We start from the raw sequence: 20,657 nt of genomic DNA on the forward strand, positions 1-20,657 counted from the left end.
ATAAAAGAAGTTTAGTTTGGTTAAGCCTGATTTTTTCCGGCATAAATTTTGCTACACTCCGCTTTCTTTTTTTAGACATAAACACATACAAGGAAAAAGTCATGGCACTCATGGACAATCTTTTGAATGCGGCTACCCAAATGTTGGGTGGCAACAGCGAAAACGGCGCACAAGGTTCTCTGACCGATATGGCGATGGATTTGGTTAAACAACAAGGCGGCGTGGGCAACCTGATCAACCAACTGCAACAAGGCGGTTTGGGCGATGCCCTGAGCAGCTGGGTGTCCAACCAATCCAGCAACCTGCCTGTGTCTGGCAGCGACCTGCAAAATGCCTTGGGCAGCGATACCGTGAACCAAATCGCGCAAAAATTCGGCATGGATGCCGGCCAAGCAGGCGATTTGTTGGCAAAAGTGTTGCCAGACTTGGTTGATAAAGCGACGCCTAACGGCACGGCTCAAGATGCGGATGGCTTCGGCTTGGACGACATCGCTTCTATGCTGCTGAAAAACTTTATAAAATAATGAGTTGAATCCTTATGATAAGGCCGTCTGAATCCGTTCGGACGGCCTTATAACTTTTGGTTTACGGTAAATAACCAATTAATCTTTTTCTAACAAAAACGAATGGCTTATCATGCCCACTTCGTTTTATTACAAAAAAGGTCATAAAGATGTCACGTTTAACCATACACACAGTCGAAACCGCTCCTGAAGCCGCCAAACCACGCGTTGAAGCCGTATTGAAAAACAACGGCTTTATTCCTAACCTGATCGGCGTTTTGGCCAATGCGCCGGAGGCTTTGGCGTTTTATCAAGAAGTCGGCAAAATGAATGGTGCCAACAGCCTGACTGCCGGCGAAGTCGAAGTTATTCAAATCATTGCCGCGCGTACCAATGAATGCGGCTTCTGCGTTGCCGGCCACACCAAACTGGCAACCTTGAAAAAACTGCTTTCCGAACAATCCATTAAAGCTGCGCGCGCGTTGGCTGCGGGTGAGTTTGACGATGCCAAACTGAGTGCTTTGGCGACATTCACCCAAGCCGTTATGGCGAAAAAAGGCGCGGTATCCGACGATGAGCTGAAAGCATTCTTCGATGCCGGTTACAACCAACAGCAAGCCGTTGAAGTCGTTATGGGCGTTGCTTTGGCAACCTTGTGCAACTACGTCAACAACCTTGCCAAAACCGAAATCAACCCTGAATTGCAGGCATTTGCCTAATCCCATAAAAGGCCGTCTGAAAATTCAGACGGCCTTTCTTAAAAGAACTCAATATCGCCAAAATATCCAGAGGAAAAAAAATGACACGCGAAGCTTTACTGAACAATGTTGCCGAACTCGTTAAAAGCAAATTAAAACCATTGGTGGACGACATCGACCGCAAAGGCCTGTACCCGAAAGAATTTATGCTGGAATTGGGCAAAATCGGCGGTTTTGCCGCGGCCGGTACGGTTGAAGAAGGCGGCAACGGTTTGGGTTTGGCAACGCAAATCGCCGTATTGCGCGAAATCGGTAAAGAATGCGGCGCAACTTCGTTCAGCGCATGGTGTCAGGCGGCTTGCGCGTGGTATCTGCACCAATCCCCCAACCAAGCGGTTAAAGACAAATATTTGGCCGATATTCTGCAGGGCAAAGTTTTGGCCGGTACGGGTATGTCCAATACCGTCAAACACCTTGCCGGTATCGAAAAACACAACCTGCAAGCCGAACGCGTTGAAGGCGGCTACAAAATCAACGGCGCTTTGCCTTGGGTATCCAATATCGGCGAAGACCACATTTGGGCGAATACCGCCCAAATCGGCGACAGCTATGTGATGTTTATCACCGGCGGCCAATGGGAAGGCGTTACCCTGCAAAACTGTCCTGAGTTCTGCGGTTTGGAAGGCACGCGCACTTACAGCCTGAATTTTAAAGACGTGTTTATTCCCGATGAAGATGTGATTGCTGCGCCTGAGCAGTTCCAGTCTTATATCCCGACCATTAAAGCCGGTTTCATTTTGCTGCAAATGGGTATCGGCGCCGGTGTGATTGACGGTGCGCTCGGCATTATCCGCATGGCCAATGTGGTGAACGCAGAAGTGAACGCTTACCTCGACCACAGTTACGATGAATTGAAAGCCGCTTTGGACGGCGCATGGGCGGAAACCGAACGTCTTGCCGATGATGCGTGGAACAATAAACCCGATACGCTGGCAACCTTGAAACTGCGTGAAGCGGCTGCCGTATTGGCATTGAACGCCACTCAATCTGCCGCATTGCATGCAGGCGCGAAAGGCTATCTGATGCGCAGCCCGGCACAACGCCGCGTCCGCGAGGCCATGTTCGTCGCCATCGTAACACCGGCCATCAAACACCTGCGCAAAGAAATCGCCGCTTTGGAAGCAGCGCAATAAATTCAAAATATCAACAATAAGACACACGAAAGGCCGTCTGAAAATACGGTTTCAGACGGCCTTTCAAAATGGAAGGAACACCAAATGGCTCAATATATGTGCGGCCCTTGCGGCTGGATTTACGATGAAGATGTCGGCGACCCCGAACACGGCCTGCCGGCAGGTACCAAGTTCGAAGACATCCCCGACGACTGGAAATGCCCTGAATGCGGCGTAGGTAAAGAAGATTTCTACCTTCTGGACTTCACCATATAAATTATCCGATTATTTAATAAAAAGGCCGTCTGAAGTTTCAGACGGCCTTTGTTTGCTTAATCGTCAGCGGTAGAGCGAAACAATGGTTTCAGCCGCTTTGACACAGCTTTCCACGTCGGCAACCAAAGCGATGCGGACGTAGCCTTCGCCCGGATTGCCTTGCTCGGTATCACGGGCAAGGAAGCGGCCGGGCAACACTTGGATGGCGGCTTTCTGCCACAGGTTGCGCGTGAATGCCAAATCGTCGCCGTCGGGAACTTTCAGCCAAATGTAGAACGATGCGTCAGGCAGTTTGACATCGAATGCTTGTTGCAAGATCGGAATGACGCGGTCGAATTTTTCTTGGTAGAGGCGGCGATTGGCAATGACGTGTTCTTCGTCGTTCCAAGCAGCAATGCTGGCACGTTGGACAGGAATGCTCATCGCGCTGCCGTGGTAAGTACGGTAGAGCAGGAAGTTTTTGAGCAACTCGGCATCGCCTGCGACAAAGCCGGAACGCAAACCGGGGACGTTGGAGCGTTTGGACAGGCTGGTAAACATAATAATGTTGTGCGTGCCGCGTCCTAATTGCGCCGCAGCCTGCAAGCCGCCGATCGGTTTGTTGTCGTCAAAATAAATTTCGGAATAGCATTCGTCAGAGGCAATAATGAAGCCGTATTTGTCTTGCAAATCAAAAATTTCTTTCCAGTCTTCTAATTGCAGGACGCTGCCGCTCGGATTGTTGGGCGAGCAGACAATCAGGACTTTGGTGCGCCGCCATACGTCTTCGGGCAGGCTGCTCCAATCGGGATTAAAGCTGGGTGCCGGACAGTTGGCAAAATGGATTTCGCCACCGCCCAATATAGTCGCGCCTTCATAAATTTGATAGAACGGATTAGGGCTGATAACGACCGGTTTGGGGCCGTCTGAAGCCGGATTCAAAACGGTTTGGATGAAGGAGAACAATGCTTCCCGGCTGCCCAATACGGGTAGGATTTCATCGTCGGGATTGAGGCTCAAACCATCATAACGGCGGGCAACCCATTCGGCGCAGGCTTGGCGCAGTTCGGGCAGGCCTGCGGTCAGCGGATATTTTTCCAGTTCGTGCAGGGAGGCTGTCAGCGCATCAGTGATGACTTTAGGCGTCGGGTGTTTCGGCTCGCCGATTTGCAGATGAATGGGGGTTACGCCTGCGGGTGCGTCAATGCCTTGCATGGCTTCACGCAAGCGGGCAAAAGGATAGGGTTTGAGGTGGTTCAATAATGGATTCATGATGTTTCTGCTGGATAAATTCAGGCGATAATCTTAGCATTTTTTAGATGGATTGGGACAAAAAGGCCGTCTGAAAACAGGGTTGAATGTTTTTCAGACGGCCTTTTGAGTGTTGATACGTTTATTTGGCAGGGACGGCAGGCAAGGAACCGTTTAAGAGATATTGAATGGTTTCTTGAACCGTACGGATGGCATTACCAAACGGCAACGGGTCTTTACCGCGGAAAAACAGGCCTTTATCGACTTCGCCACGGAATGCGGCGGAAAGTTGGATGTCGATACAGAATTGACCGGCTTTGGCCAAACCGTCGCGCAAACCGCAGCTGGTCAGGCAGTTTAGGCCTTGGGTGCAACGGCGCGGATCGTTTTTGGCGTTGGCTTGCAATTTGGCTTCGCGTTTGATGTAGCTGTCGAGGAATTTGGTGCGCACGCCGCGTGCAGGCAAACCGGCGACAGACATGAATTCAACTACTTTTTCGGTTTCCGCACCGGCCAGCGTTTTTTTGAAGTTGATGTGGGCATCGCCTTCTTCGGTTACGGCAAATGCGGTACCGATTTGGACGGCGGATGCGCCCCAGTTTTTCAAGGCTGTTTTGACTTTTTCAAAGTTTGCCATACCGCCGGCGAGTACCAACGGGATTTTTTCGCTTTCCAAACCTAAGTTTTTGAATACTTCAAATGTCTCTTCAATGACGCGTTTGAACTCGAATTTGGCATCGTTTACGCCGTCAACGGTTGCCGCACCCAAGTGGCCGGCTGCGTGGGCAGGGTGTTCGATAACGATGGCATCGGGCAAAACGCCTTTTTTCATCCAACGTTTCAAAACGATATTGATACCGCGTGATTCGGACAAGATAGGGAAAAGGGCGACATCTTTGTGGTAGCCTTCGGCCATTTCCGGCAAGTCCAAAGGCAAACCTGCGCCCATTACAATCGCGTCCGCACCGGATTCGCAGGCCTGGCGGACGTAGGCGGCATGGTCTTTGACGGCTTTCATGACGTTGACGGCAATCATGCCTTTGCCTTCTGAATCGGCTTTGGCTTTTTTGATTTCGCGGTCAAGCGCGATGCAGTTGAGGCGGGTGTATTTTTCTTCGCTGGAATTGATTTTCGATTCGGCCAGCAAATCTTCATGCAAGTGGCGCAAATCGACGCTGGCGATGGTACCCACGCCGTTTTCTCGTGCAACCGCGCTGGAGAGTTTTGATGCGGAAACGCCTACACCCATGCCGCCCTGTACGACGGGAATCAGTGATTTGTCACGGATAATCAATGGGTCAAAGTTGTTTTGCATGAATGCTCCTTCATAGATTCTGGGTGGTGCCGTCTGAAATCCTATGAAATGGATTGGATAACGGGCTGATGTGTATATCAATAAGTGTGTTTTTCGCCGCCGTTTTTCAGACGGCATGAGGCGTGTTTTTAAAATTTTAGGAATTATACTCTAAGTTAGTGTAAAAATTAGAGTATTAATACAGTTTTTTTGAAGGAAAAATTGAAAAGTATTGTTAATAAAGGAATAAATTTTATGATGGATTGGATTGCGGAGGAGAAATTGCAAACAAAATCTACAAAGAAAAAGGCCGTCTGAAATTTCAGACGGCCTTAAGTATGGGAATCAGACAGAGGTCAGATTACATTTGTTTTTTAGCAGCATCGATGGCGCGTTGGTCAGGGTTGATCAAGATTTCAACGCGGCGGTTTTGTGCGCGGCCTTCAACAGTGGCGTTAGAAGCGATGGGTTGGCGGGAACCGTAACCGAAAGTGCTCAAACGGGTGCTGCTTACGCCGCGGGATTGCAGGAAGGTGGCAACAGATTCGGCGCGGTTGCGAGACAATGGCTCGTTGATGGCATCGTTACCGGTGTTATCGGTGTGGCCGTTGATGGTCAAGGTAGTATCAGGATATTGAACCAAAGTTTGTGCAGCGGCAGACAAAGCGCTTTGAGCTTGGCCGCTCAGGGCGGCGCTGCCGGTGGCGAAGGTTACGTTTTCAGGCATCACCAGTTTGATTTGGTTGCCTTGGCGTTCGACTTCGATATTGGTGTTGGCCAGGCTTTGACGCAGTTTTTTCTCTTGGTAGTCCATGTAACCGCCGATACCGGCACCTACTGCACCACAAGCCAATGCGGAGTTACGCGCACCTTTACCACCGTGGGTCAGCGCACCAACGATGCCGCAAACAGCCGCACCGCCCAAGCCGTACATGGCGGTTTTGCTGGCGGATTGTTGGCCGGTAACAGGATCAGTTACACAGCCGGTGAGCGCCAAAGGAATTGCAGTGGCAATAACGGTCAGGGGTTTCAAGAATTTCATGTCGTATCCTCTTTTTAGATGACGGCTCGGGCCGTCTGAAAAAAATGAATAAAAACCGCGTGGGTCATTACGGATTTATGATACCCAATATCCGAAACGCAAAAGAATGGGTTTAACCCGATATTACGAAAATATTTGCCAGTTAACATAATTCTGAAGCATTTCTGCATTTTTCTGGCAGCTTGGCCGTTTTGCAGTGAAATAACCAGCAAAGTTTTTTACAGTTTCTTCCGTTTTTTCTGCTTGCGGCGATACCAGTTGACGAATGCCCATTTCAATCTGACCTTGACGTCATATCCTACTGAACCCGCACCCAGTATGAGCAAAACGGCGGAAACGGGCAGGGCGAAATGATGGCCGACCAGATGATAACCCCATGCGCCAACCACGCCGCCCAGCAAAAACGACAGCATCAAGCCGCTCAAAAGCCACATTTTCGGTTTGTTGACGCGGACGTGCGGCAGGCGCGGATGATGCTGTTTGGAGTAATAAAGCGCGCGTGAAATTTCAATGCCCAAGTCGGTCGCTGTGCCGGTCATGTGGGTGGAGCGGATGGCGCCGCCGGAAAGAAGCGTGATAACCGTATTGTGCATTCCCATAATAAAACACAATAAAAACAATGCTAAAGACGGCATAATAAAATCAGATCCGCCAAAATCCCACTCCATCGCAGCAATACCGAACCAGCCGAATATCAACAGATAAACTGCTTCCAGCCACATGGAAAAACCAAAGCTGCCACGGAAACGCATTTGTTGCGTCCATAAAATCACCCAACCCGAATGCGCGGCTCCGGCAACAAAACACAACACACTGATTGTGGCAATAATGGCCACACTCCACTCTTGAAGATACAAAACATCTGCCAACAGCGACATTGAGCCGGTAACGTGGGAGGTATAACGTGAGAATGCGAAGTAACCGCCGGCATTAATCGCACCGGCAAGAAAGGCCATGATGTAGCCCAGCCGTCTGAAACGGGCATCGGAAATATTGTGTTCGTGCAGATACGGGCGGTCCGCCTGCCAAAACGGCGGCGTGTGTTGCCTGTGGTGGCGCAATCGGTAGGAGTGGGGCGGTTTGTCAGCGTTCATTGAGTGGGTTTGGAGTTAAACATTCATACAGGGTGTATTTTATATGCAACTGTCTGCCGATAAGAACAAATAATCTAAAGTGTCCCCAAGTTGCCACACTTGCCCATTACAAGATGAGGGCGTACATTAATAGCCATATATGAGTATAAGGAAACATCCAATGAATCCTATCCGCCTGACCTTATTGTTTGGCGCCGTTGCATTGCTGGCCGCCTGCGCCACCACGCCCGAGCAAAAAGCCGCACGCGCCCAAGCGCAGAAACGCTATGAACAGGATCTTCAAGTACATCTTGCCGCCCAATGCGATCAGGAAACAGCCGCGCTGATCCGCCGCAAATTTGACGAAGAAGGCAAACCCGGTGCTGCAACTGCGGAACAAAAAGCCTTCCGCCTCAAATATATCGACAAAGTTTCCGATCCGATGTTCCAAGCCTGCTACAAAATGGCATGGCAAAACTATATTTCCCAAGAACAGCTGCGCGAAGCCCGCTACTATCGCTATTACGACGATTGGGGCTATCCGTTTGGCCGTTATCCTTGGTGGTGGTAAGGTATTAACAAATTTTAGGGCCGTCTGAAAGCATATATTTATTGGTTTCAGACGGCCTAAGGTTTATTGAAACGGCAATAACGTTTACAATAGCCGCCTATTCAAACACACTACCCACCACCCATGAACATCTGGCTTGGACAGCGACACCCGCCCCAATTTCCGCAAGGAGCCGCCGTAACCATCGGCAACTTCGACGGCGTACACCTCGGGCACAAACATATCCTGCAAAAACTCAAACGAGAGGCAGACCGGCGCGGTCTGCCTGTTGTCGTTGTTATTTTTGAGCCTCAGCCCAAAGAGTTTTTTGCGCGTAAAGCCGGGAAAAAGCTACCTTACCGCATCAGTCCGCTGCGTACCAAATTACGCCTTTTGCGTGAAACCGGCTGCGTGGATGCCGTTTGGGTTTTGCGCTTTAACCAAACTTTCTCCGAGATGAGCGCACAAGCGTTTATCGACCGGCTTTTGCGAAAAACGCTCAATACGCGTTATCTGCTGATTGGCGATGATTTCCGTTTCGGTGCGGGTCGGGAAGGCTGTTTTGAACTTTTGGCACAACAGCCCGATATGCAAACCGAGTGCACACCGTCCGTTATCGTTGAAGACATCCGCACCAGCAGTACCGCCGTCCGCCAAGCCCTTTCAGACGGCAAGTTGGAATACGCCAAAAAACTGTTGGGGCACGATTATGTATTAAGCGGCAAGGTCAAACATGGCCAAAAACTCGGCCGCACCATCAACGCGCCTACCGCCAACGTCCAGCTTCCCCCGTATCATTATGCGCTAAGCGGCGTATTTGTCGTCGAAGCTGACGGCGCATTCGGTACGCGCCGGGGCGTGGCCAGCTTTGGTTTTAACCCCACTGTCAGCAACAATCGTTCGCAAAAGTTGGAAGTCCACCTGTTCGATTTCAGCGGCGATTTGTACGGCCAGCGCATCTTCGTCCGTTTCCTGCACAAACTGCGAGACGAGAAAAAATTTGAAAGTATAGAAGCATTGAAAACCCAAATTTTGCAAGATATGGAAGATGCAAAGGTTTGGAAACCATAGAAACGCTTCTATACGCTTATAAAATCAAGTCAATTGGGCTACAATAAGTCCTTTGAATTCTTTCAGACGGCCTGTTCTTTTTAAAATGAGCAATCAGGCCGTCTGAAACCGAAATACCGCAACAATAGAGATTAGAAAATGACCGATTACAGTAAAACCGTAAACCTGCTCGAAAGCCCGTTCCCAATGCGCGGCAATCTTGCCAAGCGCGAGCCTGCATGGCTGAAAAGCTGGTACGAGCAAAAACGCTACCAAAAACTGCGCGAAATCGCCAAAGGCCGTCCGAAATTCATCCTGCACGACGGTCCTCCGTATGCCAACGGCGACATCCACATCGGTCATGCCGTCAACAAAATCCTCAAAGACATCATTATCCGCAGCAAAACCCAAGCCGGTTTTGATGCGCCTTATGTACCGGGCTGGGACTGCCACGGCCTGCCCATCGAAGTGATGGTAGAAAAGCTGCACGGCAAAGACATGCCCAAAGCCCGTTTCCGCGAATTGTGCCGCGAATACGCCGCCGAACAGATTGCCCGTCAGAAAAAAGACTTTATCCGCCTGGGCGTATTGGGCGACTGGGACAATCCTTACCTGACCATGGATTTCAAAACCGAGGCCGATACCGTGCGTATGCTCGGCGAAATCTACAAATCGGGCTATCTCTACCGCGGTGCAAAACCGGTTCAGTTCTGCTTGGACTGCGGCTCTTCGCTGGCCGAAGCCGAAGTGGAATACAAAGACAAAGTATCGCCTGCGATTGACGTTGCCTATCCGTTTAAAGACAATGTCGCGCTTGCCGCCGCATTCGGTTTGCCAGGTATCGAAGGCACAGCGTTTGCCGTCATCTGGACAACTACGCCTTGGACGCTGCCTGCGAGCCAAGCTGTTTCAGCCGGCGCAGACGTGGTGTATCAACTGATTGATACGCCTAAAGGCAAATTGGTATTGGCGAAAGATTTGGCAGAAGACGCGCTCAAACGCTACGGCTTTTCAGACGGCATTTCTATTCTTTCCGAAACCACCGGCGATAAGCTGGAAAACCTGCACATGAATCATCCGTTCCTCGAACGCGATATTCTCATGCTTAACGGCGAACACGTTACCACCGATGCCGGTACCGGCTTGGTGCATACTGCGCCTGCTCATGGTTTGGAAGACTACGCCGTCTGCAATAAATACGGCATCGAGCTTTACAACCCCGTCAACGCCGAAGGCCGATACATCAGCGAAACGCCGCGCGTTGCCGGTATGAGCGTTTGGGAAGCGAATCCCGTCATCCTTCAATGGCTGGAAGAAACCGGCCACCTCTTGGCAAGCAACAAAATCGAACACAGCTATGCCCACTGCTGGCGTCATAAAACGCCGCTGATTTACCGCGCGACGGGTCAATGGTTTGTCGGTATGGATAAAGCAGGTGCCGATGGTAAAACCCTGCGCGACAAAGCCATCAAAGCCGTGGACGACACCGAATTCTTCCCGTCTTGGGGTCGCGCGCGCTTGGAAGCCATGATCGAAGGCCGTCCTGACTGGGTGGTTTCGCGCCAACGCTATTGGGGCACGCCGATGACCTTCTTTGTTCACAAAGAAACCGGTGAGCTGCATCCGAACTCCGCCGAGCTTTTGGAGAAAGTAGCACAACGTATCGAAGAAAAAGGCATCGAGGCATGGTTCTCACTCGATAAAAGCGAATTATTGAGTGCAGAAGATTGCGAAAACTACGACAAACTTTCCGACACGATGGACGTATGGTTCGACTCCGGATCGACCCATTATTCCGTCTTGAAGCAGCGCAAAGAATTGGACTGGCCCGCCGACCTCTACCTCGAAGGCAGCGACCAACACCGCGGCTGGTTCCAATCCTCCATGCTGACCGGCTGCGCCTCATCCATGGGCCGCGCCCCGTACAAACAGCTCCTGACCCACGGTTTTGTGGTTGACCAAAACGGCCGCAAAATGTCGAAATCCATCGGCAACGTCGTCGCGCCGCAAGAAGTCTATAACGAATTCGGCGCAGACATCCTGCGCCTGTGGGCGGCATCCACCGATTACAGCGGCGAATTGGCGATTTCCAAAGAAATCCTCAAACGCGTTACCGAAAGCTACCGTCGTATCCGCAACACCTTGAGCTTCCTGTTTGCCAACCTCAGCGACTTCAATCCTATTGAAGATGCCGTGCAACAGGCAGACATGGTGGAAATCGACCGCTATGCCTTGGTATTGGCACGTCAACTGCAAGAGCGTCTGGCTGGCGACTTCTATCCTCGCTACGCCTTCCACTTTGCTGTAAAAGACATTGTTTCTTTCTGCTCGGAAGATTTGGGCGCGTTCTACCTCGACATCCTGAAAGACCGCCTCTACACCACAAAAGCCGACAGCCACGCCCGCCGCAGCGCGCAAACCGCCTTGTACCACATCACGCGCAGCCTGGTTCTCTTGATTGCACCGATTTTGTGCTTCACCGGCGAAGAAGCGTGGGACATCATCGGCGGCGGCGAAGAAGACAGCGTCCTCTTCCACACCTGGCATGAGTTCCCACCTATCAACGAAAAAGCCGAAGCCGAACTGGTGAAAAAATGGACGGCAATCCGCGAAGCCCGCGAAGCGGTAACTGCCGCCATCGAGCCTCTGCGTACGGATAAAACCGTCGGTTCTTCATTGCAAGCCGAAACCGAAATTACGGCTCCGGAAGAAATTGCCGACTATCTGAACACTTTGGGCGAAGAATTGCGTTTTGCTTTGCTGGTGTCTAAAGCTGAAGTGAAAGTCGGCGATGAACTTGCTGTAACCGCCAAAGCCAGCGACGGCGAAAAATGCGAACGCTGCTGGCACTATACCCACGATGTGGGCGCAGTTGCAGGCCATGAAACCATCTGTAAACGTTGTGCCGACAACGTTGACGGTAAAGGCGAAGACAGACATTACGCTTAATTGTTTGGTCTAAGATAAAGGCCGTCTGAAAACTTTGGTAATAGGTTTTCAGACGGCCTTTGTTTATTGAATCTGTTTCGTATAGCGAATAGATTTTGAAAGGGAATTGGGATTTGTAGTTTTGATAAATAGAGATAGTCAGTATGGGCATAGTGGATTTGACGCATGTTGAAAAATATATTCTCGTATAAAGTAACTTTCAAATGGCTTACTTATCCGTGAAGTATGGACATATTTTGAACCTTCAAATAGCCTCATATTTACATTTTTATCCTTAAACGAACTTTCGTTTTATCCAATATAAAAGGCCGTCTGAAACAAGTTTTCAGACGGCCTCCAGCTATTCTATTGCTAAGTAGAAATTAACGGGCAGAGCAAGAAGTTTCTACTTTGTTGCCGTATGGGTCAGTGAAGCCGAAGAATGCTTCGCTGCCTTTTTGATGCCATTCAGCGCCTTTGCCGAACAGGCCTTGGTTGGCAACATAGCGTTCACCTGAACCTGCAACGGCAGAAGACAGGGTGGCAACTTTGTCGTCAAGGCGCAGTTCAACTTGGTTGGTGCTCAGGTTGCGGACTTGTACAGACAGGCCGTTTTCGCAGCTGAATGATTGAACACGGCTATGGTTGTGCATGTCATGATGTTGGTGGCCATGTTCGTGTGCATGATTGTGCTCATGACGTTGACCATGGTCATGGCGATGGGCTTCAGGTGCGGCGCAGGCAGCGAGGCTCATGGCGGCGGCAATTGCAAGCAGGGCTTTTACTTTCATTTTTGACTCCTATGGTCAGTGTTGAAGGAAGAATGTAGCGGCATGTTATAAATATCTTTATGGCTTCACAATAGGGATAACCATTATTTACTTTTTCTTCCTGTTTCCGGGAGTATGGCAGGATTTTTTGTAGTTTTGATATAAATGATTAATGCCGGTTGAAAAAAAGCCGCACTTGCGCTAGAGGTAAACGAAAGTGCGGAAAATTCAGAGAGTTACATTGAAATATGGGTTGAGCCACTTAACGCTGGCGTGCTTTAAAGCGAGGGTTGCTCTTGCAAATAACGTACACTTTGCCTTTTCGGCGGACAATTTGGCAGTCGCGGTGTCGTTTTTTTGCAGTTTTCAGGGAGGAGAGGACTTGCATCATTTATCCTTTCTGAAGGAAGACATCATGGATTGGTAACGTTGGTTGAACTTGCTGGCGCGGCCTTCGATATTGACATTGCGTTGTTTGCCTGTGTACACGGGGTGGGACGCAGAAGAAGTATCAAGCGAAAAGAGGGGATACTCTATGCCGTCTTTCCAAACCATGGTTTTGCCGTGGGTATTGGCGCATGAACGGATGAGCCATCCTTGGTCTGCGCCGCTGTCGTAAAACAGGACGGTACGATAGTTGTCCGGGTGGATATCGGGTTTCATTTTTTTCTCCAGTAAATGTTATGGTATAACATTATACTCCTAGAAAAAGAGCAGGCAAGTGTTTTTTGTTTTTCTTTATCACGGGGTTGCGGCATTTTGATAAAATATGCTGTTTCAGACGGCCTTTTTTCATGAGGCCGTCTGAAACATTTTGTTTTCTGATGATAGGAATATGATGTATCTGCATAAGGGTTTCAGATTGGGTGGTGCGGTAAGCAAGGTGATGCCGATTGTCCATGTATTGTCCAAGCTGGGGCTGTTGTTTTCATTGCTGTTGGCCGTGCCGACGCTGATGTCGTATTTTTATCACGACAGCGCGTTTTTCGTATTTGCCTATACGGCTTTGACTGTGTTGCTGGTGTCGTGCGTAACTTGGGTGCTGACGCTGCGTTTCAACCGTGAATTGCGGCCGCGCGACGGATTTACCCTGGTACTGATGCTGTGGCTGGCTTTTGCTGTCGTGGCGGCGATGCCGATTTATTTCTATATGCCGTCCATGAGTTTTACCGATGCATTTTTTGAAGCGATGTCGGGGTTGACGACGACGGGTGCGACCGTGATTTCCGGCTTGGATACGCTGGCGCCGTCGGTAAACTTTTGGCGGCACATGCTCAACTGGCTTGGCGGTATGGGTATTATCGTGCTGGCTGTGGCAATTTTGCCGATGTTGGGCGTGGGGGGCACGCAGCTTTTCAAAGCCGAAATTCCGGGTATGGATAAAGAAAGCAAGATGGCTCCCCGTATTTCGCAAGTGGCCAAACGGCTATGGTTTGCTTATGCGCTGACAACCGCCGCTGCCTTTGTGTCCTTGCATATTGCCGGCATGGGCTGGTTTGACGCCTTATGCCATGCGATGTCGGCCGTGGCTTTGGGCGGTTTTTCGACACATGATGACAGCGTTGCCTATTTTGATTCTGTGGCAGTCGAATGGACGTTGATGTTTTTTACTGTCTGGGGCGGTATTAATTTTGCCAGCCATTTTACTGCGCTGGGCAACCGCTCTTGGCGGGTGTATTGGAAGGATGAAGAATGCCGCACCATGCTGCTGGTTTTGTCGGGCAGTATTTTGATTTCGGCATTGTATCTGTGGCAGCAGGACGTGTACCAAAGCCTTGGCGAAGCTTTGCGTTTTGTCAGCTTCAACTTTGTGTCCATCGGATTAGCCAGCGGTTTTTCCAATGCCGACTTTGCGCAATGGCCGCTGATTGTGTCGTTATGGATGTTTTTCCTGTCGAACGTCTTGGCAAGCTCAGGCTCTATGGGCGGCGGTATTAAAAATGTGCGCGCTTTGGTGTTGTTCAAATTCAGCTTGCGCGAGATGTTGATTTTGCTGCACCCGCGTGCGGTTCGTACGGTAAAGGTCAACAACAACTCCATTCCGGATCGTATGGCGCTGACCGTTATGTCGTTCATTTTTATTTATTTTATGACGGTCATCGTATTCAGCTTTTTACTGATGGCCGCAGGCTTGGACTTTTTATCCGCCTTCACGGCAGTCATTGCCTGTATTACCAATGCCGGCCCGGGCTTGGGTGCAGTCGGTCCGTCGCATAATTATGCCGCGCTGAGTGATGTGCAGAAATGGTTGTGTGCGGCAGTGATGCTGTTGGGACGTTTGGAAATTTTTACTGTTTTAATTTTGTTTACTCCGGCATATTGGAAGAAATAAGTGTAGAAAAAGGCCGTCTGAAATTTCAGACGGCTTTTTATAAATAGCTGAATTTAAGCGTATTGCTTGAGCAATTCTTTAAATTGTTCGCCGGTTTCAGTGTGTTTCAGACCGTAAGCCACGGTTGCTTCAAGGTAACCCAATTTGCTGCCGCAGTCATAGCGCTTGCCTTCAAATGCGTGAGCCAAAACAAACTCATGATCAAGCAGGCGGGCGATACCGTCGGTCAGTTGGATTTCACCGCCGGCACCGCGCGGCAGGTTGGTCAACAAGTCAAAAATACGCGGGGTCAGGATGTAACGGCCGACAACGGCGAGGTTGGAAGGCGCTTCTTCCGGTTTGGGTTTTTCAACGATGTTGATAATACGTTGATAGTTTTTCAGCTGCTCGACTTCGACAATACCGTAAGAACCGGTTTGGGAAGGATCGATGGTTTCAACGCCTAAAACGCTGTTGCCGCTTTGGTTGTACACGTCAACCATTTGTTTTAGCGCGCCTTTAGGCGCATCAATTAAATCGTCTGCCAAAATAACGGCAAAAGGTTCATCGCCAACAGCAGCTTGAGCGCATAACACGGCATGGCCCAAACCCAACGCTTCGGTTTGACGGATGTACAAGCAGGTAATGTTGGAAGGCAGGATATCGCGAACGTGCGCCAGCAGTTTGTCTTTTTGACGCAATTCCAATTCGGTTTCCAACTCGTATGCTTTGTCGAAGTGGTCTTCGATGCTGCGTTTGTTACGGCCGGTGATGAATACCATTTCGGTACAGCCGGCTTCAACCGCTTCTTCGACTGCATATTGAATCAGAGGTCTGTCCACGATAGGCAGCATTTCTTTGGGGCTGGCTTTGGTTGCAGGCAGGAAACGGGTGCCCATACCGGCGACAGGGAAGACGCATTTTTTAATGGGTTTCATATTATTATCCTATTTGATTAAGGGTTATACCCCAAAAGTGTAAAGGTGTAGTCGTATGTAGTAATGATACCACATGATAAAGTATCAGTCGGTTTAAAAGGCGGATTGCTCATAGATACTGTCTTATCTCAGCAACGACAGCAATTCTTCTTCACTCAATACGGCTATGCCCAGCGTTTGGGCTTTTTCCAATTTACTGCCTGCTGCTTCTCCTGTGACAACGTAGTCGGTTTTTTTAGATACGCTGCCGGAAACTTTACCGCCTGCGGCTTCGATCAGGGCTTGGGCTTGGTCACGTTTGAGCGTGGGTAAAGTCCCTGTCAATACAAAGGTTTTACCTGCTACGGCCTCATTAATGCCGTCTAAAATAGTTTCATCTTGAAGATTAGACAGCGTTTGAGCAAAGAAAGTTTTCATATTTTCAAGCAGGGCTGCGTTTTGCGGTTTGCTTCGCCAGGCTTGCCAATCGGCAGGCAACGCTTTATCGCTTTGCAGACCTTCTATGCTTTGTCCGGCGAGTTCCCACAAGGCCAGTGCTTTGGTTTCGCTGATTTTAAAATCGGGCAGACGGGCAATCCAGCGTTGCGGCTCGGCATGGCGCAGCGGCGGGATGGTGACAGCCTGGCTTTGCGGGGCAACACCTACAGCCAGCAGCTCGTCTATCATCGCCTGTTGCGCTTCTTGGGCAAAAAAGTGGGCGATGGAGCGGGCAACCACCGTGCCGATATCGGGCAGGCAGGCGAGGATGGGTTCGGGTGCGCGGCGGACGTGTTCGAGCGTACCGAATGCCTGCGCCAGCGTTTTAGCGGTGCGTTCGCCGACGTGACGGATGCCGAGGGCAAAAAGGAAGCGCGCAAGTTCGGGCGTTTTGCTGGCTTCTATGCCTGCAAGGATGTTTTCTGCCCATTTGGTCGGCTGTTTTTTACTGGTTTTGCTAAGCAGGGTAATGCCAGTCTCGCCTTCAAAGTCTCCAATTTCACTGTTTGATGGTTCTTCCTCATTAGCCGATGCTTTGTCCGCCATTTCCTTCATTTTTTGCAGGGTCGGAATATCGAGGCGGTAGAGGTCGGCAAAATGGCGGACGAGGTCTTGGGCGACCAGCTGCTCGATTTGTTTTTGACCGAGTCCGTCGATGTCCATGGCTTTGCGTGAGGCGAAGTGGATTAAACCTTGCGCGCGTTGTGCTTGGCAAAGCATACCGCCGCTGCATCGGGCAACTGCTTCGCCTTCTTCACGTTCGATTTCGCTGCGGCAGATAGGGCAATGGGTGGGCAGGCGGTAGGGTTTGTGAAGCGGTTCGGCTTGGGTTTTAGAAGGTGTTTCGGCAAACAAATCGTCTTGCAGGCCGTCTGAAACGGTAACGTTAGCCTCTTGCATTGGGCGGCGTTCGAAAATCACGCGCACCACCTCGGGAATCACGTCTCCGGCGCGACGTACGACAACGGTATCGCCAACGCGCACGTCTTTGCGCGATACTTCGTCCTGATTGTGCAACGTAGCATTGGTTACGGTAACGCCGCCGACGAATACAGGTTGCAGGCGGGCAACCGGGGTTACTGCGCCGGTTCGCCCGATTTGTACATCAATGGCTTCGACAATGGTCAATGCTTCTTCGGCAGGGAATTTGTGGGCAATGGCCCAGCGCGGCGCGCGTGAGATGAAGCCGAGTTCGCGCTGTTGCGTCAAGCTGTTGACCTTGACCACCATGCCGTCGATTTCGTAGGGTAATGTAGGGCGTTTTTGCTGCATTTGTTCGTAAAATGCCAATACTTCGTCGATATTTGGGAAGCAGCCGAAATTACCGTCAGGCAGGCTGAAGCCAAGCTCTTTACAGTAGCTCAGCTCTTGCAGGTGTTCTTCCGCGACAAAACCGCCTTGTTGTCGGGCGATGGAATAGGGAAAGAAATGCAGTTTGCGCTGTGCCGTAATGCGCGAATCGAGTTGGCGTAAACTACCGGCGGCGGCATTGCGCGGATTGGCGAAAGGTTTTTGTCCGTTTTCAGCTTGTCGTGCGTTTAAAGCGGCAAAATCGGCTTTGAGCATCAATACTTCGCCGCGTATTTCGATAAGCTCGGGAATATTTTCTCCATGCAGGCGCAGGGGAATGTTGGATACGGTTTTGACGTTTTGGGTAACGTCTTCGCCTGTGGTGCCGTCGCCACGCGTTGCCGCTTGAATCAATACGCCGTCGCGGTAGAGCAGGCTGATGGCCAGACCGTCAAATTTAGGTTCGATAACGTATTCCGGTTTTTCGCCGTTCAAACCGCCACGCACGCGCTCATCGAAAGCATACATTTCGGCATGGTCGAATACGCCGTTTTCATCTTGTGGCGAGAAGGCGTTGGTCAGCGACAGCATCGGTACTTCGTGGCGTACTTCGGCAAAGCCTGCCAGAGGCTCGCCACCGACGCGCTGGGTCGGGCTGTCAGGCAGTTTGAGCTCGGGATGGTTTCGCTCCAACGCTTCGAGTTCGCGGAACAATTTGTCGTATTCGGCATCGGGTACGCTGGGCGCGTCGAGGGTGTAGTATTCGTAGGCGTAGCGGTTGAGGAGGTCGGTCAGGTATTTGATACGTTGTGCAGTCGGATTCATGAGCAATCGAAATAGAGTTTTCAGACGGCCTGATGATAGAGAGGCAGTCTGAAAATCGATGAATATTGAAGATGAAGCGATTTTACCTGAAAAAAGCGGATATGCCGTCATTGCATATCCGCTTTTTGATTGGGGAAGTTTAAGAGAACAGGCGCAGGGCTTGTTTGCTGCCGGGTTTGAGGCCGACTTTAAGCATTTCTTCCTGACGGGCCAAAACGTAGTTGCGTACGTCTTTGAGCCATTGGGTGGAAACTTCTTCCATTTGGTCGTTAACCAAATCCAAGCTGAGTTGGCCGGAAAGTTTGACTGCCAAGTCCATGAATTTGTCGAAAGTTTTTTCGCCGGCCGGAACGTGCGGAATATCCAGCAGCATGCTGAAGCCACGGTAGGCTTGGTTGTCCAGCAAAGGATTGGTAAACGGTTTATTGTCCAAGGTATGGATGGAGAACAATTGAGGGTTGTTGTTGTCGCCGAAGTGGAACGCGCCGTCTTCACCCAGTTTGAAACCGGTTTCTTCCACGGCGGCACGCAATTCTACGCCGCTGATGTTGGAATGGGAAACCAAGTGAATGGCGATGGTTTGGTCAACACGCGCACAGAATTGGTCGAGGGCTTGTGCGACTTCGGTGAACGCGTCCAAGTCGGTATGCAAAACTTTGCCGTCCATCAGTTGGGCAAAGGCATCAACCTGTTGGTCGAAGTGTTGCAGCTCTTCACGCGCGGCCAAACCGTTGCGGCTGACAGCTTGCAGGCCCATGACGAAGCCTTGGTAGTAAACGCCCGGAATCGGCTCGGCAACACGGAAATGGTCGTCCATGGTGCAACCGATGATTTGGAAGCGGTGGGTAGCGGAAAGGCGCGGCAGGGCGTGCAATTCTTGGGCTTGTTTCAGGGAGATGTAGGCCATGTAGTCGAAGCGCGGGTCAAACCAAGGCAATTCGACTTGAGACAATTCATCTAAGCTGATCAATGGTACTTGTGCCACAGGTTCGGCTGCGGTTTCTACCGGAGTGGAAGCGGCTTCGGCTGGGCTTACGGTAATTTCGTTGTTCAAGCCGATAACGGTGTGTTGGACTTTTTCTTCTGCGGAGAAGTCGTCTTCCACAGTCAGCTCGACATCGGTTTTCAGTTGGGCAGGGTGGGCCAGTTTGGCTTTGGCCGCGTAGATTTCATCTTGTTCCTGCAGGTTGCGCAATGCCTCTTCGTTTTTTTTGTTTTTCTTGATAAACAAACCTTGGCCGCCGGTTTCTTTGCTGTCGCGGACGTGTTTGGTTTTGCTGGTCAAAAGTGCATCTTTATCGGAATGGCCGAATTGTTCGCGCACTTGTTTGCGGTATTGGTTTTCCTGGTACATGTTGTAACCGATGACCGCCAAAAGGGCGGCGAGGGCTAAGACGATGAAAATCATGGAGTAATCACTTTTTAAAAAGGCAGCATTCCGTCTTTTTCAGGGTGCGGAATCTTGCTGCGCGGGCAGTTCGTTGGAGCCGGACTTTATGCGTCCGAATGAATAGCTGAATTATAACGAAAATAAACGGTTGTGACAGCATTATGTCTGCCAATCAGAGTTCAGGCCGTCTGAAAGTTATCCGCGCCGGACAGGAAAACCTGCTTTTTGAAGGCGTGGCCAATCGAAGAAATGCCCGGGATCGGTTTTCCTGTCCGGCGCGATGTCCTGATGACCGGTAACGGCCTGAATCGGATAATGCTCGGAAATGGCGGTCAACAAGGCTTGCAGGCTGGTGTATTGTGCTTCGGTAAAAGGCTCGAAATCGCAGCCTTCCAGTTCGATACCGATGGAGAAGGCATTGCATTTTTCTCTGCCTTGAAACGATGATACGCCAGCATGATAGGCCATGTCGTCGCAGGAAACGAATTGGACGGTTTCGCCCTTACGGCTGATGAAAAAATGGCTGGAGACGCGCAAGGTGTGGATGATGCTGAAAAAAGGATGCTCATCAGGGTTGATTTGGTTGGTAAACAATTTTTCTACTGCCCCCGTGTTGTACTCAAAAGGAGGGAGGGAAATATTGTGGAGGACAACCAAAGAGATGTCTTCATCCGGTTCGCGCGGGCTGAAATTGGGCGAATGAGTTTGGCGTGCATTCAGCCAACGGCCGTTTTGCCAAGTGTTTTTTGAAGGGGAATTCATGGTTTCAGACGGCCTTTCGGGATAGGAAAACATACGTTGGGGAATGCGACAGGCTTAATATGCTTGTTTTCGGTTATA

19 protein-coding genes are annotated in these 20,657 nt (G+C 50.4%); 8 read left to right on the forward strand and 11 right to left on the reverse strand.

All coding sequences use genetic code 11. From position 1 onward, the window contains the following. The first annotated feature begins 101 nt into the window (after nt 1-101). From RRV97_RS01460 to RRV97_RS01475, 4 genes are all read left to right on the forward strand, one after another. Complete coding sequence (locus RRV97_RS01460) at nt 102-524, forward strand: YidB family protein (protein WP_315611745.1); 423 nt, start codon at nt 102-104, stop codon at nt 522-524. 149 nt (nt 525-673) lie between these two features. Further along, nucleotides 674-1,222, forward strand: coding sequence for a carboxymuconolactone decarboxylase family protein (locus tag RRV97_RS01465; protein WP_003747319.1), 549 nt, complete (start codon nt 674-676; stop codon nt 1,220-1,222). Between the two features lie 80 nt (nt 1,223-1,302). Further along, nucleotides 1,303-2,394 carry an acyl-CoA dehydrogenase family protein gene (locus tag RRV97_RS01470; RefSeq protein ID WP_315611746.1) on the forward strand — a complete coding sequence of 364 codons (1,092 nt, stop codon included), beginning with the start codon at nt 1,303-1,305 and terminating at the stop codon, nt 2,392-2,394. A gap of 84 nt (nt 2,395-2,478) precedes the next feature. Continuing rightward, nucleotides 2,479-2,649: a rubredoxin gene (locus RRV97_RS01475; protein ID WP_003747315.1), complete on the forward strand. Its 171-nt coding sequence runs from the start codon at nt 2,479-2,481 to the stop codon at nt 2,647-2,649. 63 nt (nt 2,650-2,712) lie between these two features. Here the strand turns inward: RRV97_RS01475 and dapC are convergent, their stop codons facing one another. The 4 genes from dapC to RRV97_RS01495 form a co-directional block, all read right to left on the reverse strand. Next, complete coding sequence (gene dapC, locus RRV97_RS01480; RefSeq protein WP_315611748.1) at nt 2,713-3,900, reverse strand: succinyldiaminopimelate transaminase; 1,188 nt, start codon at nt 3,898-3,900, stop codon at nt 2,713-2,715. A 121-nt stretch (nt 3,901-4,021) separates the two neighbouring features. After that, entirely contained in the window at nt 4,022-5,194 is a 1,173-nt protein-coding gene (locus tag RRV97_RS01485) for an NAD(P)H-dependent flavin oxidoreductase (protein WP_254343996.1), read from the reverse strand. Between the two features lie 340 nt (nt 5,195-5,534). Beyond that, complete coding sequence (locus RRV97_RS01490; protein ID WP_003747310.1) at nt 5,535-6,215, reverse strand: OmpA family protein; 681 nt, start codon at nt 6,213-6,215, stop codon at nt 5,535-5,537. 218 nt (nt 6,216-6,433) lie between these two features. Continuing rightward, the gene (locus RRV97_RS01495) at nt 6,434-7,309 is read right to left on the reverse strand and encodes a YoaK family protein (protein WP_315611749.1); all 876 of its coding nucleotides are present in this window, start codon (nt 7,307-7,309) and stop codon (nt 6,434-6,436) included. Between the two features lie 160 nt (nt 7,310-7,469). Here RRV97_RS01495 and RRV97_RS01500 point away from each other — a divergent pair, with 160 nt between their 5' ends. From RRV97_RS01500 to ileS, 3 genes are all read left to right on the forward strand, one after another. After that, nucleotides 7,470-7,859: a hypothetical protein gene (locus RRV97_RS01500; RefSeq protein WP_137040978.1), complete on the forward strand. Its 390-nt coding sequence runs from the start codon at nt 7,470-7,472 to the stop codon at nt 7,857-7,859. Nucleotides 7,860-7,982: 123 nt separating this feature from the next. Beyond that, nucleotides 7,983-8,909 carry a bifunctional riboflavin kinase/FAD synthetase gene (ribF, locus tag RRV97_RS01505; RefSeq protein WP_003747302.1) on the forward strand — a complete coding sequence of 309 codons (927 nt, stop codon included), beginning with the start codon at nt 7,983-7,985 and terminating at the stop codon, nt 8,907-8,909. Nucleotides 8,910-9,047: 138 nt separating this feature from the next. Beyond that, nucleotides 9,048-11,837: an isoleucine--tRNA ligase gene (gene ileS / locus RRV97_RS01510; RefSeq protein WP_315611750.1), complete on the forward strand. Its 2,790-nt coding sequence runs from the start codon at nt 9,048-9,050 to the stop codon at nt 11,835-11,837. Nucleotides 11,838-12,199: 362 nt separating this feature from the next. Here ileS and RRV97_RS01515 read toward each other — a convergent pair whose 3' ends face one another. The 3 genes from RRV97_RS01515 to RRV97_RS01525 form a co-directional block, all read right to left on the reverse strand. After that, nucleotides 12,200-12,607, reverse strand: a complete 408-nt coding sequence (locus RRV97_RS01515; RefSeq protein WP_315611751.1) for an MliC family protein — start codon at nt 12,605-12,607, stop codon at nt 12,200-12,202. 241 nt (nt 12,608-12,848) lie between these two features. Then, nucleotides 12,849-12,974, reverse strand: coding sequence for a type B 50S ribosomal protein L36 (ykgO, locus tag RRV97_RS01520; protein ID WP_003685279.1), 126 nt, complete (start codon nt 12,972-12,974; stop codon nt 12,849-12,851). After that, nucleotides 12,974-13,249 carry a type B 50S ribosomal protein L31 gene (locus RRV97_RS01525; RefSeq protein WP_003747294.1) on the reverse strand — a complete coding sequence of 92 codons (276 nt, stop codon included), beginning with the start codon at nt 13,247-13,249 and terminating at the stop codon, nt 12,974-12,976. The genes ykgO and RRV97_RS01525 overlap by 1 nt, the downstream gene beginning before the upstream one ends. A 172-nt stretch (nt 13,250-13,421) precedes the next feature. Here RRV97_RS01525 and RRV97_RS01530 point away from each other — a divergent pair, with 172 nt between their 5' ends. Then, nucleotides 13,422-14,918, forward strand: a complete 1,497-nt coding sequence (locus RRV97_RS01530; RefSeq protein ID WP_049348339.1) for a TrkH family potassium uptake protein — start codon at nt 13,422-13,424, stop codon at nt 14,916-14,918. Nucleotides 14,919-14,971: 53 nt separating this feature from the next. Here RRV97_RS01530 and galU read toward each other — a convergent pair whose 3' ends face one another. From galU to ampD, 4 genes are all read right to left on the reverse strand, one after another. Beyond that, nucleotides 14,972-15,835, reverse strand: a complete 864-nt coding sequence (gene galU / locus RRV97_RS01535) for a UTP--glucose-1-phosphate uridylyltransferase GalU (protein ID WP_315611752.1) — start codon at nt 15,833-15,835, stop codon at nt 14,972-14,974. Nucleotides 15,836-15,958: 123 nt separating this feature from the next. Further along, nucleotides 15,959-18,427 carry an NAD-dependent DNA ligase LigA gene (gene ligA, locus RRV97_RS01540; RefSeq protein WP_315611753.1) on the reverse strand — a complete coding sequence of 823 codons (2,469 nt, stop codon included), beginning with the start codon at nt 18,425-18,427 and terminating at the stop codon, nt 15,959-15,961. Between the two features lie 139 nt (nt 18,428-18,566). Further along, nucleotides 18,567-19,835, reverse strand: coding sequence for a cell division protein ZipA C-terminal FtsZ-binding domain-containing protein (locus RRV97_RS01545; protein ID WP_036490414.1), 1,269 nt, complete (start codon nt 19,833-19,835; stop codon nt 18,567-18,569). A gap of 177 nt (nt 19,836-20,012) precedes the next feature. Continuing rightward, nucleotides 20,013-20,579, reverse strand: coding sequence for a 1,6-anhydro-N-acetylmuramyl-L-alanine amidase AmpD (gene ampD, locus RRV97_RS01550; RefSeq protein WP_188213859.1), 567 nt, complete (start codon nt 20,577-20,579; stop codon nt 20,013-20,015). Between the last annotated feature and the right edge of the window lie 78 nt (nt 20,580-20,657).

This window comes from Neisseria sp. DTU_2021_1001991_1_SI_NGA_ILE_055, assembly GCF_032342915.1.
GTDB lineage: Bacteria > Pseudomonadota > Gammaproteobacteria > Burkholderiales > Neisseriaceae > Neisseria.

Excerpts from the sequence above, each read along its gene's own strand:
- RRV97_RS01465 (WP_003747319.1), top strand. The coding sequence starts at position 674 with ATGTCACGTTTAACCATACACACAGTCGAAACCGCTCCTGAAGCCGCC.
- RRV97_RS01525 (WP_003747294.1), bottom strand. The coding sequence starts at position 13,249 with ATGAAACCCGATATCCACCCGGACAACTATCGTACCGTCCTGTTTTAC.
- RRV97_RS01500 (WP_137040978.1), top strand. The coding sequence starts at position 7,470 with ATGAATCCTATCCGCCTGACCTTATTGTTTGGCGCCGTTGCATTGCTG.
- RRV97_RS01495 (WP_315611749.1), bottom strand. The coding sequence starts at position 7,309 with ATGAACGCTGACAAACCGCCCCACTCCTACCGATTGCGCCACCACAGG.
- galU (WP_315611752.1), bottom strand. The coding sequence starts at position 15,835 with ATGAAACCCATTAAAAAATGCGTCTTCCCTGTCGCCGGTATGGGCACC.
- dapC (WP_315611748.1), bottom strand. The coding sequence starts at position 3,900 with ATGAATCCATTATTGAACCACCTCAAACCCTATCCTTTTGCCCGCTTG.
- ykgO (WP_003685279.1), bottom strand. The coding sequence starts at position 12,974 with ATGCAAGTCCTCTCCTCCCTGAAAACTGCAAAAAAACGACACCGCGAC.
- ligA (WP_315611753.1), bottom strand. The coding sequence starts at position 18,427 with ATGAATCCGACTGCACAACGTATCAAATACCTGACCGACCTCCTCAAC.
- RRV97_RS01475 (WP_003747315.1), top strand. The coding sequence starts at position 2,479 with ATGGCTCAATATATGTGCGGCCCTTGCGGCTGGATTTACGATGAAGAT.
- RRV97_RS01460 (WP_315611745.1), top strand. The coding sequence starts at position 102 with ATGGCACTCATGGACAATCTTTTGAATGCGGCTACCCAAATGTTGGGT.
- ribF (WP_003747302.1), top strand. The coding sequence starts at position 7,983 with ATGAACATCTGGCTTGGACAGCGACACCCGCCCCAATTTCCGCAAGGA.
- RRV97_RS01470 (WP_315611746.1), top strand. The coding sequence starts at position 1,303 with ATGACACGCGAAGCTTTACTGAACAATGTTGCCGAACTCGTTAAAAGC.
- RRV97_RS01485 (WP_254343996.1), bottom strand. The coding sequence starts at position 5,194 with ATGCAAAACAACTTTGACCCATTGATTATCCGTGACAAATCACTGATT.
- RRV97_RS01530 (WP_049348339.1), top strand. The coding sequence starts at position 13,422 with ATGATGTATCTGCATAAGGGTTTCAGATTGGGTGGTGCGGTAAGCAAG.
- RRV97_RS01515 (WP_315611751.1), bottom strand. The coding sequence starts at position 12,607 with ATGAAAGTAAAAGCCCTGCTTGCAATTGCCGCCGCCATGAGCCTCGCT.
- RRV97_RS01490 (WP_003747310.1), bottom strand. The coding sequence starts at position 6,215 with ATGAAATTCTTGAAACCCCTGACCGTTATTGCCACTGCAATTCCTTTG.
- RRV97_RS01545 (WP_036490414.1), bottom strand. The coding sequence starts at position 19,835 with ATGATTTTCATCGTCTTAGCCCTCGCCGCCCTTTTGGCGGTCATCGGT.
- ampD (WP_188213859.1), bottom strand. The coding sequence starts at position 20,579 with ATGAATTCCCCTTCAAAAAACACTTGGCAAAACGGCCGTTGGCTGAAT.
- ileS (WP_315611750.1), top strand. The coding sequence starts at position 9,048 with ATGACCGATTACAGTAAAACCGTAAACCTGCTCGAAAGCCCGTTCCCA.